Origin of the sequence: Dehalococcoides mccartyi 195 (genome assembly GCF_000011905.1) — a bacterium.
Taxonomy (GTDB): Bacteria; Chloroflexota; Dehalococcoidia; order Dehalococcoidales; family Dehalococcoidaceae; genus Dehalococcoides; species Dehalococcoides mccartyi.
The window spans coordinates 856,924-868,762 of the sequence record NC_002936.3 but is presented as its reverse complement, the minus strand read 5'-3'; the positions used below and the strand labels follow the sequence as shown (position 1 = coordinate 868,762).

11 protein-coding genes are annotated in these 11,839 nt (G+C 47.9%); 9 read left to right on the top strand and 2 right to left on the bottom strand.

Going from position 1 to position 11,839, the window contains the following annotated elements:
• The first annotated feature begins 65 nt into the window (after positions 1-65).
• From DET_RS04925 to DET_RS04885, 9 genes are all read left to right on the top strand, one after another.
• Entirely contained in the window at positions 66-1,958 is a 1,893-nt protein-coding gene (locus DET_RS04925) for an AMP-binding protein (RefSeq protein WP_010936650.1), read from the top strand.
• 9 nt (positions 1,959-1,967) lie between these two features.
• Complete coding sequence (locus tag DET_RS04920) at positions 1,968-2,852, top strand: branched-chain amino acid ABC transporter permease (RefSeq protein ID WP_010936649.1); 885 nt, start codon at positions 1,968-1,970, stop codon at positions 2,850-2,852.
• A gap of 2 nt (positions 2,853-2,854) precedes the next feature.
• Positions 2,855-3,907 (top strand): branched-chain amino acid ABC transporter permease, encoded by a 1,053-nt coding sequence (locus DET_RS04915; protein WP_010936648.1) that lies wholly within the window; start codon positions 2,855-2,857, stop codon positions 3,905-3,907.
• 42 nt (positions 3,908-3,949) lie between these two features.
• Positions 3,950-5,242, top strand: a complete 1,293-nt coding sequence (locus DET_RS04910; RefSeq protein ID WP_010936647.1) for an ABC transporter substrate-binding protein — start codon at positions 3,950-3,952, stop codon at positions 5,240-5,242.
• Between the two features lie 88 nt (positions 5,243-5,330).
• Positions 5,331-6,617 (top strand): ABC transporter substrate-binding protein, encoded by a 1,287-nt coding sequence (locus DET_RS04905; protein WP_010936646.1) that lies wholly within the window; start codon positions 5,331-5,333, stop codon positions 6,615-6,617.
• Positions 6,618-6,637: 20 nt separating this feature from the next.
• Entirely contained in the window at positions 6,638-7,429 is a 792-nt protein-coding gene (locus DET_RS04900) for an ABC transporter ATP-binding protein (RefSeq protein ID WP_010936645.1), read from the top strand.
• The gene (locus tag DET_RS04895) at positions 7,420-8,709 is read left to right on the top strand and encodes a phenylacetate--CoA ligase family protein (RefSeq protein ID WP_010936644.1); all 1,290 of its coding nucleotides are present in this window, start codon (positions 7,420-7,422) and stop codon (positions 8,707-8,709) included. Before DET_RS04900 ends, DET_RS04895 begins: the two co-directional genes overlap by 10 nt.
• Positions 8,710-8,718: 9 nt before the next feature.
• Positions 8,719-8,985: a hypothetical protein gene (locus DET_RS04890; protein WP_010936643.1), complete on the top strand. Its 267-nt coding sequence runs from the start codon at positions 8,719-8,721 to the stop codon at positions 8,983-8,985.
• Positions 8,972-9,784 carry an ABC transporter ATP-binding protein gene (locus DET_RS04885; RefSeq protein ID WP_010936642.1) on the top strand — a complete coding sequence of 271 codons (813 nt, stop codon included), beginning with the start codon at positions 8,972-8,974 and terminating at the stop codon, positions 9,782-9,784. The genes DET_RS04890 and DET_RS04885 overlap by 14 nt, the downstream gene beginning before the upstream one ends.
• An 18-nt stretch (positions 9,785-9,802) precedes the next feature.
• On the opposite strand, the gene DET_RS04880 is transcribed toward DET_RS04885, so the two are convergent.
• Both DET_RS04880 and DET_RS04875 read right to left on the bottom strand, forming a co-directional pair.
• Positions 9,803-10,213, bottom strand: a complete 411-nt coding sequence (locus tag DET_RS04880) for a PaaI family thioesterase (protein WP_010936641.1) — start codon at positions 10,211-10,213, stop codon at positions 9,803-9,805.
• Positions 10,210-11,721: a cobyric acid synthase gene (locus tag DET_RS04875; protein ID WP_041223457.1), complete on the bottom strand. Its 1,512-nt coding sequence runs from the start codon at positions 11,719-11,721 to the stop codon at positions 10,210-10,212. Before DET_RS04875 ends, DET_RS04880 begins: the two co-directional genes overlap by 4 nt.
• Between the last annotated feature and the right edge of the window lie 118 nt (positions 11,722-11,839).

Below are 11,839 nucleotides of genomic sequence, written 5' to 3'. Positions count from 1 at the left end.
TTTACAAGCTCACCTCCCCCAAGCGGGAGGTGAAGTTTTTTTGGCAGATAAATAAAGAGGGTGCAATGGCCGAAGTAGACACGATACCCAAACTGGTAAAGAATAACGCCGAGCAATGGGGCAATAAGCCCGCCATGTGTATGAAAAATCTGGGTATATGGCAGAAATATACCTGGAGTGATTACTACGGTACGGTTAAGTATTTCGGTTTGGGGCTGCTCAGTTTGGGGACTAAACCCGCTGACCGGGTGGCTATTATCGGCGATAACGAACCCGAATGGTTTTGGGCGGAATTTGCCGCCCAGGCCATAGGTGCAATCCCCACCGGTATATATGTGGACTCTATCCCTGACGAGGTTAAATATATTGCCCGTCATGCTGATGTAAAAATAGCAGTAGTAAATGACCAGGAACAGGCTGACAAATTTCTGGAGCTGCTGCCGGAACTGCCAAACCTTACCAAGATTATTTACTGGGACCCCAAAGGACTTAAAAATTACGATGACCCCATGCTGATAAGCTTTAAAGAAGTGGTGAAGCTGGGGCAGGAATATGAAAAAGCTCACCCTGGCTTATTTGAAGAGCTGCTGGGTGCTACCAAGCCGGATGATATAGCCTTTATCTATTACACCTCCGGCACAACCGGCCTTCAGAAAGGGGCTATGCTCAGCCACCGTTCACTTATCACTACCGCCAAGGGTTTTATTGCCCGCTATCCTCTTGATTATAAAGATGACCTTATTTCAAATTTTCCGGCCTCATGGGTGGGTGACAGCTTTTTCGCTACTGTACCCCATATACTTTCCGGGGCGCGCTTAAACTTTCCCGAAGAGCCGGAAACCGTGGCTGAAGATACCCGTGAGATCGGGCCTGATTTTGTTATCTACGGCCCGCGCCAGTGGGAAAGCCTGGTGAGTGAAATACAGGTAAAAATAATGGATGCCCACCCGCTTAAGCGTCTGGCTTACAGGGCACTTTCCCCGCTGGGATACAAAATGGCTGAAAAAATGCTGGCCGGAAGCAAACCCGGTCTCCCCTTGAAGATAGGCCACAAAATAGCTGACGGGCTGCTGTTTCACCCCTTAAAAGACAAACTTGGGGTCAGCAAGGTAAGATTTGGGGTTACCGGAAGTTCGGTGCTTTCGCTGGATACATTCAAAATGATACATTCCATGGGTATTGAGCTAAGGCAGAATTATGCTTCAACCGAAGCCGGGTTTATTTCCTCCCACGGCAAGGGCGATATCAGCTTTGAAAGCGTGGGGCGGCCGGCACTTGGCACGGAAGTGCGCCTGACAAACGAAGGTGAGCTCCTTATCCGCAGTGACTGTATGTTCAGCGGTTATTACAAAGACCCTGAAAAGACTGCCCAGAGTTTTAAAAACGGCTGGTTTGCCACCGGTGATGCCGTCAATATAAATGAAAAGGGCCACCTAATATTCCTTGACCGCCTGAAAGATTTGGGCGTGCTGGCAAGCGGGATAAAGTATGCCCCCCAGTATATTGAAGGGCGCCTCCGTTTCAGCCCTTATATAAAAGATGCCATGGTGGTTGGCGGTGAAGACAAGGAATATGTAACCGCCATTATAAATATTGATTTTACTATGGTGAGCAAGTGGGCGCAGAAAAACCGCTTGAATTTCACCACCTTTGTAGACCTTTCCCAGAAAAAAGAGGTTGCGGATTTGGTTGCCAAAGACCTTATCCGGGTAAACAGCTATCTGCCGGAAGGCTCACGGGTAAAAAAGTTTGTTTTGCTGCATAAAGAGTTTGACCCTGACGAAGCTGAACTTACCCGCACCCGTAAACTTCGGCGGGGTTTTGTATCTGAACGGTATAAAGACCTGATAGATGCCATGTACCATCTGGATAAAGAAGTAAAGGTGGAAGCGGCGGTAACCTATAGGGACGGGCGCAAGGGCGTGGTAACTACCAGTATAAAAGTAAGGTCTTTGTAGGCGGAGATTATGGCAGATTTATTGCAATATGTAATAACCGGTATTACGGTTGGTCTGGTGTACTCTCTTATTGCGCTTGGTTTTACCCTTATCTGGAAATCTTCTTCGGTGGCTAATCTGGCTTTGGGTCAGATGGTGCTTATCTGCTCATGGTTTACCTACAGTATGCTGGCACAGGTAGGCATGCCCTTCTGGCTGGGGTTTATCTGCGTGGTTTTATTTGCACTGGCTCTGGGCTGGCTGATGGAAAGGATTATCCTGAGGCCGCTTATCGGCCAGCCTATCCTTTCACTGGTTACGGTGACGCTGGGGGTGGGGTTTTTCCTTGAGGGTGTGGTCAGCTTTATCTGGCCGCAAAGTGTGGCCGCCCTGCCCAAGATTTTCCCGGAAACACCTATCCACATAGGTTCGGCGGTTATTTCACAGGAATATGTCTGGGCGGCCGGTATATCTTTACTTCTTTTTGCCATGCTGACCCTCTTTTTTAAATACCACAAAATGGGGGTGGCCATGCGGGCTACCGCTGATGACCAGCAGGCTGTTCAGGCCTGCGGTATACCCGTAACCCGTATATTTTCCCTGTCCTGGATGCTGGCCATAGTCTTGGCGGCTGTGGGTGGGGTATTGATGTCCAGCATAGGCGGTATCACTTTAGGCTTGGTGGAAACCGGTATCAAAGCCTTTTCAGTGGTGATACTGGGCGGGCTGGATTCGTTTTTAGGGGCTATGATAGCCGGGCCTATTATCGGTCTGGCTGAAAATCTGGGAGGCGGGTATCTTACCTCCCTCACCTGGCCGGGCGTTAAAGAGGTAATACCCTTTATCATTATTATCATCGTAATGTTCATCAAGCCTTACGGCCTGTTTGGGCAGGAACGCATCGAGAGGATATAGCTATGGACCTACCTTGCGGAACGCGTAATTTCAGCTACAAGACGGATATGGCTATCTTCCGTACCAAAACCCATTGGGCTATGCTGATTGGTTTTCTGATTCTTTTATTCAGCCTGCCGTTCAATATCAGCAGTTACTGGCTGGGTATTATGAACCTTATAGGCATTACGGTTGTGGCGGCGGCCGGTTTAAATATACTTATGGGTTACTGCGGACAGCTTTCGGTAGGCCATGCCGGCTTTATTGCGGTGGGGGCATATACTACCGCTATTTTGGCCAGCAAACTGGGAGTGCCTTTCCCCTTTGACATGATAGCGTCCGGCATTATGGCCGGTCTGGTGGGTGTGCTGTTCGGGTTGCCATCACTTCGGGTAAAGGGGTTTTATCTGGCTATTTCCACTATTGCCGCCCAATTCATCATAATCTGGGTGATAAACCACTGGTCCAGCCTTACCGGCGGTTTTAACGGGATTGTGATACCCCCGATTAATCTTTTTAATTTTGACTTTACCACTCAGGGCAGCCAGTACTTCATTATTATGCTGGTGGCTGTTTTGGCTATTTTCTTCATGAAAAATATAGCCCGCACCCGCATAGGGCGGGCATTTGTAGCCATACGGGATAATGATTTGGCGGCTGAGGTTATGGGTATAAATGTCTTCAAGTATAAGCTGCTGGCTTTTTTCATCGGCTGTTTTCTGGCCGGTGTGGCCGGTTCGCTTATGGCTCACTGGATAGGTTATTTGACGGCTGAAAATTTCACCTTGTCTGATTCTATTTTATACGTTGGTATTGTGATTATAGGCGGTTTGGGTACAGGGGTTGGCCCCATATTCGGGGCGCTCTTTATCCGTCTGCTGCAGCAGGGTGTCCAGTATGTATCCCCTCTTATGGGCTCTGCTTTCCCGCAGTTGCCGTCAGGCTTTGCAGCCGGGCTTGGGCCGATGGTATTCGGTCTGGCAATTGTCTTGTTTTTAGTGCTTGAACCAAGAGGCCTCGCCCACCGCTGGCAATTGTTCAAGTCCTCTTACCGGTATTGGCCTTTCTCGTATTAGGCGAAAAAATAGGGAATTCTGAAAAAAGGAGGAGCACAAGTCATGTTAGGGCAAAACCGTAAACAATTGATAAAGAGGGGAGCTTTGTCCTTTTTTAGCATGCTCCTTTTGCTTTTTTCAGTGGTGGCGGGGGGATGCGGTTCAAGTGATACTGATGCCAATAATCCTGACGGAACGGAAAAGCCTACTTTGAAGGTTGGTTTTTCAATACCATATACCGGCCCGGCAGCTGAAAAAGGCTCTGTGATGGGGAATGCTAAGCTGGACGCAATCAAGTACATAAACGAAGAACTTGGCGGGGTAAACGGATACCAGATAGAAGTACTCTGGCGTGACACCAAGTATGATTCCGCACTGGCGGCAACTATTGTACAGGAGATGATGGATAAGGACTGTTTGTTCTTCACTACCTGTGCTTCCAAGGAAATGCAGGCATCTATGGAGATTGCCAACCGGGCAAGTTTCCCCGGTTTCACGGTTTTCAGTTCACCGGTCTGCACCCACCCGGCAAAGCATATATATGCCCAACTGCCGGACTATGGTGACAGCTGGGCATCATTTGCCAAATACTATATGGAAAATATCTGGCAGGGTGAGGGTACTCCTAAAATGGCCCTCATGATACTCCAGAATCCCACCGGTTACGGTGCCCGTGATGCGGCTAATGCCTTGGCGGCTGATTTGGGTATAGAGATAGTGGGTATTTACGAACACTCTGCCACTATTACAGATGACACGGCAAACCTGATAAACCTTAAAAGTCAAAACCCGGATGTGGTCTTTATATCCAGCACTCCCCAGCCTACTTCGGTTATCATCAAGCAGATGAATCAGATGGATATTTATCCCGGAGTAACTGTGGGTTGCGGCCATGCCGGTTTTACCAAGGCACTTATTGATTTGGCCGGTGTGACTAATACCGAAGGTATTTACGGCGTATATCCTACTGTAAACTGGGATGAAGATGTGCCGGGAATGGCCAAAATGAAAGAATACTGCCTGAGATATCACCCTGAAAATTACGGCAACATGGATTATATCGCTTCCTGGTCAGAGGGTTTGATTGTGGCCGAAATACTGCGCTTAGCCCTTATCAATACCCCCGGAGGCATAGATAATCTGACTCCGCAGGCTATTGAGGAATACGGAATAAAGAAGCTTAATGGCTATACGGTGGGCGGTTTGCAGGGGCCGGTTTCATATGTCAGCGGTGATAACCGTCTGGCCAAAGCAGTCAGGGTGTTCCAGATATCAGACGGTGTAATGCAGGTCTTGAGTGACTGGGTAGAAGCACCGCTTATCAGGTACGAGGATTTTAGCTGGTTTGGCAGCTAAATAGGCTGTAAACAGGTACAAGGGGAGCTGTAAGGAGTTGTGTTGCGAAGCTTAATAATAGATAATATAGCCTCAGAGGAGGGATCTGATGAGACTAGGAAAATCTGAAATTGGCTTTAGAATCTTCATGGCTCTGGTGCTTGCCCTTGTACCTGTTGCCTTGGGCGGCTGTAATCTGGATAATATTATTGGCAATAATAACAATAACACGCCGGCATCTACTAAAACTCTCAAAGTGGGCTTAAGTGTATGCTATACCGGCCCGGCGGCTGAAAAGGGTACACCCCAGGGTAATGCCAAGCTGGATGCCATAAAATACATAAACGATGAGCTTGGCGGGGTAAACGGCTACAAGATTGAGCCTATATTCCGGGATACCAAATATGACACCGCCATAGCGGTTACCGTAATAAACGAGTTTATTTCTACTGACTGTTTATTCTTCACCACCAACTCTTCAAAGGATATGCAGGCATCTATGGAAATAGCCAACCGGGCAGGTTTTCCGGGATTTACCACTTTCAGTTCACCATCACTTACCCATCCTCCCCAGCATATATACTCCCAGCTGCCTGATTATGGTGATGACTGGGTAGCTTTTATGCAGTATTATCTGGAGAATGTCTGGCAGGGTGAGGGCAAACCGAAAGTAGCCCTGATGATACTCCAGAATCCCACCGGTTACGGTGCGCGGGATGCCGCTAATGCTATGGCAGAGGAACTGGGTGTGGAAATAGTGGGTATTTACGAACATTCCACTACTATTAATGATGACACAGCCAATCTGTTAAATATGAAAAACCAGAATCCGGATGTGGTTTATATATCCAGCACTCCCCAGCCGACATCTGTCATTGTAAAACAGATGATTGAACTGGGGATTTACCCCGGTGTCCAGATAGGGTGCGGTCACGGCGGCTTTACCCAGTCACTGCTTGAGCTTGTCGGTGCAGATAAGGCTGAGGGTATAATGGGGGTGTACCCCACCGTAAGCTGGGACGAAGATGTTCCGGCTATGGCCAAGATGAAGGAATACTGCCTCAGGTATCACCCTGAAAATTACGGCAATATGGATTATATCGTCTCGTGGGCTGAGGGTTTGATAATAGCTGAGATACTGCGGCTGGCTATAGAAAACTCCCCCGGCGGTGTAGACTCACTGACCCCCCAGATTATTGAAGAATTCGGCATAAAACGGCTGAACGGGTATGATGTGGGCGGCCTGCATGGCCCGGTTTCTTACTCAGTGGGAGATAACCGTCTGGTAAAATCTGTAAGGGTTTTCAGGATTGAAGACGGGCAGCTTAAGGTTATAAGCGGCTGGATAGAAACACCCAGCATTGCGTATGAAAATTTTGACTGGTTTGGCAAATAGCGGGAGGTAATATTGGGTCTATGCTCAAAGTAAATAACATAGAAGTTACCTACCTGAACGTTATCAAGGTGCTTCACGGCGTTTCGCTGGAAGTGCCGGAGAAATCCATTGTGGCTTTGCTGGGCGGCAACGGTGCCGGTAAGACTACCACTTTAAAAGCCATTTCCGGCTTGCTGCATATTGAAGAAGGTCTGGTAACAGACGGCAATATTGAGTGGGACGGCACCCGGATTGATAAAAAAAATCCGGAAGCTATCGGTAAGCTGGGTATAGTTCAGGCTCTGGAAGGCCGCCATGTTTTTGAGCATTTGACCACCGAAGAAAATCTGATTGTGGGGGCGTTTAACCGCAAGGACCGTCAGAATATAAAATCAGATTTAGCTATGGTATACGAATATTTCCCTCGCCTTAGGCACGTTCAGCATAACACAGCCGGTTACCTTTCCGGCGGTGAGCAGCAGATGCTGGTCATAGGGCGGGCTATGATGGCCCGCCCCAAGCTGATGATGCTGGACGAACCCTCACTTGGTTTGGCACCTCTGATGGTCAAGGAAATATTCGGTATTATCAAGAGGTTTAACGAAGAACAGGGCACTTCCGTGCTGCTGGTTGAGCAAAATGTGAAAGTAGCTTTATCTATTGCCCATTACGGTTATGTGCTGGAAAACGGGCGGATAGTGCTTGACGGTGATACTTCATTCCTGATTAACAATGAAGATGTCAAAGAATTTTATATGGGGCTTTCCACGGTGGGCGCTAAAAAAAGCTATCGTGAAGTCAAACATTACAAGAGGCGGAAAAGATGGCTTTAGAAAACGGCAAAAATAACCACTTTGACAAGCTGGAGTCCATGGGGCTTGAGGAGAGGGTTGAATTTTTAAACACCAGGCTCAAAGAGACGGCTGCTTATGCTTATGAAAATTCGGCGGCAACCAGAGCTATGTTCCAAAAAGCCGGGCTGAAGCCTGAGCTTATACGCAAGGTGGAAGATTTGGAGCGGCTGCCTATTACCCGCAAAGCAGACCTGATTGAAATGCAGAAACAGAACCTGCCTTATGGCGGTTTTCTGATGATACCGGAAGAAAATATTGAACGCATATTTATTTCTCCCGGCCCTGTTTATGAACCGCTGCACACCAGCACTATCCATTGGTTCGGGCGTTCTTTCTGGGCAGCCGGTTTCCGCAAGGCAGATGTGGTTATAAATACCTTTACTTACCACTTGTCTCCCGCTGGTATACTTTTCCACGAGGGTTTGCGTGACTGCGGGGCTACGCCTATTGCCTCAGGCACCGGCCATACCGAAATGCAGATTAAGACTATTCAGGAGCTGAAAGTAACTGCCTTTGTGGGTACTCCCAGCTATCTGATGAGCCTGTTTGCCAAAGCCGAAGAGATGGGTTTGGATGTTAAAAAAGAGCTTAATATCAAGCGTGCCTGGTTTACCGGTGAGATGCTGACGTCTTCTATCCGTAAAACGCTTGAAAAAGATTATGGCATAGACACGTATCAGGCTTACGGGGTGACTGAAACCGGAGGCTGTTTGGCCTACGAGTGTGAAGAAAAAAACGGCTTGCACCTTATGTCTGATGAATATGTAGTGGAGATAGTAGACCCCAAGACTGGCAAGCAGCTTGGCGAAGGTGAAGTTGGCGAAGTGGTGGTTACCCCGGTAAATAACAAAACCTGGGGGCTTATGCGGTTCGGCACAGGTGATTTATCCTGCCTTAAAAAAGAGAAATGCGGCTGCGGGCGTACCGCCTATAAGCTCAGCGGCATAATAGGGCGGGTAGGAGATGCGGTAAAGGTGCGGGGTATGTTTGTAGTCGGCAAACAGGCTGAGGAAGTTTTCAAGCTTTTCCCGGAGATTGTCCGCTGCCAGATAAGGATAAACCGCCCCGAAAACAAAGATGAGATGACCTTTGTCTGTGTCCACGATGACACCGAATTTGATGCCAAAAAGCTGTCTGACGAACTGAATAAAAAATTTCAGGACAGGTGTCTTTTAAAGGCAGACCATATAGAATTTGTAGCTGCAAATGCTCTGGCAGAAGAAACCAAGCTGATGCTGGATGAACGCAAGTGGGATTAGGGGAAATAAATGGTTGATTGGCAGATTACCGCCTGTACCATACTCTGCGAAGCAGTTTGTGATGAGATAACCATAATCGTCAAGGATGATGGTTCGGTACGCTGTACTGCTTATGATATATACGGCTCTCCTTCACGGGATACCCTGAAAGAGATGTCAAAACGGGCTAAAAAATGCGGACATGGCTTAAAATGCGAAGGCCCTCTTTGCCACCGGGTTATAAGCTACCGGGATAAGATTATGAATGAGGAGAGAGGGCAGAATGAATCAGCCTGATACCAAGATAAAAATAGCTGACCTCTCCCTTTCGTTTGGCGGTATCAAAGCCCTGAAGGGAATCAATCTGGACATATATGATAATCAGATAACTGCCGTAATAGGTCCGAATGGGGCAGGCAAGACCAGTTTGCTAAACTGCATCAACGGTTTTTATAAACCCCAGGCAGGCAGCATTGTTTATAAAGGCCAGAATATTGCCCGTATCCGCCCTGACCGGGTGGCTAAAATGGGTATTGCCCGTACTTTTCAGAATATAGAGCTTTATTCAGGTTTGACTACCCTTGAAAACCTGATGGCCGCCCGGCATATATTTATGAAACAGAACTTTCTGACCGGGGGTGCCTATTTCGGGCCGGCCCATAAAGAAGAAATAGCTCACCGCAAGATAGTAGAAGACATAATAGATTTTTTGGAAATAGAGCCTGTCCGCAAAAAGGTAGTCAGTATGCTGCCGTACGGCATGCGTAAGCGGGTGGAACTGGGCCGGGCTTTGGCGCTTGAGCCGGAAGTACTTTTGCTGGATGAACCTATGGCAGGCATGAATCTGGAAGAGAAAGAAGATATTGCCCGCTTTATCGTAGATATTTTTGAAGGGCAGGGTGAGACCTATCCTGATACTCCCATACTGCGTGACGGGGTAAAGTGTATTGTGCTTATTGAACACGATATGGGCGTAGTTATGGATTTAGCTGACCGTATTGCGGTGCTGGACTTTGGCAGCAAAATAGCTGAGGGCAGGCCTGAAGAAATAAAGAATGATGAGCACGTGATAGCGGCCTATCTGGGTGATGAATAAACTACCTGGCGGGCGGGTTTAAAGCGGAACGCCGCTGGCACTTACTTTAGCTATCAGTTTGCCTTTGGCATTGGTCACCTCTACTTCGGCAACAGCCAGACGGCGGCCTGATTTGACTACTTTGGCTTCCGCAGTTAGTTCGTCATCATTATCCGGGGCTGACAGAAAGTGGATATTGAACTGGGCGGCTACCGTAGGCAGTTTCAGACTGTTCACTGCATAACCGAATGCCTCATCTGCCAAAGACATGGTGATTCCGCCAAAAATTATGCCGTAGGCATTTATAAACTCCGGTTTGAGTTTGATACTCAGCTTGGAATAACCGGGTTTCAATTCCAGTATTTTTATGCCCAGAAAATTCAGGGCAGGTTCAGTGCGGCTTTTTTCATGCAGAAGCTTAATATTTTCTTCAGCATCAGGGTGTGTCATCTTATTCCCTCGTTCAAAATATCATAAATCTTGTTCATGTCTATGCTTGCCCTGACTATATCTGCCAGTTTATCATATTCTTTGTCACGGTCAAAATAGCCTGCCTGCCGCTCAGGGATGCCCTTGTAACGGCGGATTGCATTTAAGAAGCCGCGGCGGAAAGAGTCACTTTCAAATATTCCGTGTATATATGTACCCAGCACCGTACCTTCGGCATTGGATGCCCCGTCCAGATAATCAGCCGGGCCTTTGGGGGTTTTGGTAATCTGGAAGGCAGGCTGGGCAGTAAATAAGCGGGTCCTTCCCATGTGGATTTCATAGCCGCCCACTTCACAACCGGCCATATCTGCAAGCAGCCCGTTATTAAACCTGACCTGGCCGCTTACCTGTGTGGTGGATTTTTCTTTTTCAAAGGTTGTTTCGGTATCCAGCAAACCCAGACCCTTTAATTCGGTGGTTTCAGACTCAGTCTTGTGGGGGTCGTATATCATCTTTCCCAAAATCTGATAGCCGCCGCAGACGCCTAAAACATGGGTGCCTTTTCCGGCTTTTTTGATGATAGTTTCCGCCAGACCGTTTTGCCACAGATATTCCATGTCAGGTATGGTGGATTTGGTACCCGGAATTATTATCAAATCAGGGTTGCCAATCTCACCGGTTTTAGATACAAACCTGACTGATGCCCCGTCTGTGGCTAAAGCGTCAAAATCGTCGTAGTTGGATATGCGGGGCAGACGTATTACCGCAATATCAAGGTCGGTTTCACCCAGACCGCTTTTACATTCGTCCAGGTATACCGAATCTTCCTGGGCAATGGCCATATTCCGCAGATAGGGGATAATGCCCAGTACCGGTATGGAGGTGCGGTCTTCCAGTACATCTATGGCTGGTTTAAGTAAACTGGCATCCCCCCGGAATTTATTTATCAGATAGCCCTTTACATAACTGCGTTCTTCAGGCTCTAAAAGGTCTATAGTGCCAATCAAAGAAGCAAAAACGCCGCCCCGGTCTATGTCTCCGGCCAGAAGCACCGGCGCACCGGCGGTTTTGGCAATCCGCATATTTACAATCTCCCGCTGCCTCAGGTTTATCTCAGCCGGGCTGCCTGCCCCTTCTATGACCACAATATCATTTTGCTCCCGCAGACGGTTAAGTGCCGCCAGAGCGGTATCCAGCAGCAGGGGTGCATATTCATAATATTCACGGGCAGAAATGGTGCGGTCCACTTTGCCGTTTACAACAATCTGGCTTTTGGAATCTGCTTCGGGCTTCATCAGAATAGGGTTCATATCTACACTGGGGGCAATGCCGCAGGCTTCTGCCTGAACAGCCTGTGCCCGGCCGATTTCACCGCCCTCTTGGGTGACAAAAGCGTTCAGCGCCATATTTTGGGACTTGAACGGGGCTACTTTGTAGCCGTCCTGTTTGAATATCCGGCAGAGCGCAGTGACCAGTATGCTCTTGCCCACATTAGAAGAAGTGCCCTGAACCATTATCAATTTCGCCATGGCGTTCATTATACCAGTTTTTATTTAAGTAGAGTAGAAAAAGGACAACTTATTTTGATTTATAGCGTGTTCTGCCTTGAAAATCTTTGATGTATAATGTTTCCCAACTAATATAGCG

Bases quoted from the DNA above. Each gene is read 5' to 3' on its own strand.
- DET_RS04885 (WP_010936642.1), top strand. From the start codon at position 8,972: ATGAATCAGCCTGATACCAAGATAAAAATAGCTGACCTCTCCCTTTCG.
- DET_RS04880 (WP_010936641.1), bottom strand. From the start codon at position 10,213: ATGACACACCCTGATGCTGAAGAAAATATTAAGCTTCTGCATGAAAAA.
- DET_RS04900 (WP_010936645.1), top strand. From the start codon at position 6,638: ATGCTCAAAGTAAATAACATAGAAGTTACCTACCTGAACGTTATCAAG.
- DET_RS04920 (WP_010936649.1), top strand. From the start codon at position 1,968: ATGGCAGATTTATTGCAATATGTAATAACCGGTATTACGGTTGGTCTG.
- DET_RS04895 (WP_010936644.1), top strand. From the start codon at position 7,420: ATGGCTTTAGAAAACGGCAAAAATAACCACTTTGACAAGCTGGAGTCC.
- DET_RS04925 (WP_010936650.1), top strand. From the start codon at position 66: ATGGCCGAAGTAGACACGATACCCAAACTGGTAAAGAATAACGCCGAG.
- DET_RS04910 (WP_010936647.1), top strand. From the start codon at position 3,950: ATGTTAGGGCAAAACCGTAAACAATTGATAAAGAGGGGAGCTTTGTCC.
- DET_RS04875 (WP_041223457.1), bottom strand. From the start codon at position 11,721: ATGGCGAAATTGATAATGGTTCAGGGCACTTCTTCTAATGTGGGCAAG.
- DET_RS04890 (WP_010936643.1), top strand. From the start codon at position 8,719: ATGGTTGATTGGCAGATTACCGCCTGTACCATACTCTGCGAAGCAGTT.
- DET_RS04915 (WP_010936648.1), top strand. From the start codon at position 2,855: ATGGACCTACCTTGCGGAACGCGTAATTTCAGCTACAAGACGGATATG.
- DET_RS04905 (WP_010936646.1), top strand. From the start codon at position 5,331: ATGAGACTAGGAAAATCTGAAATTGGCTTTAGAATCTTCATGGCTCTG.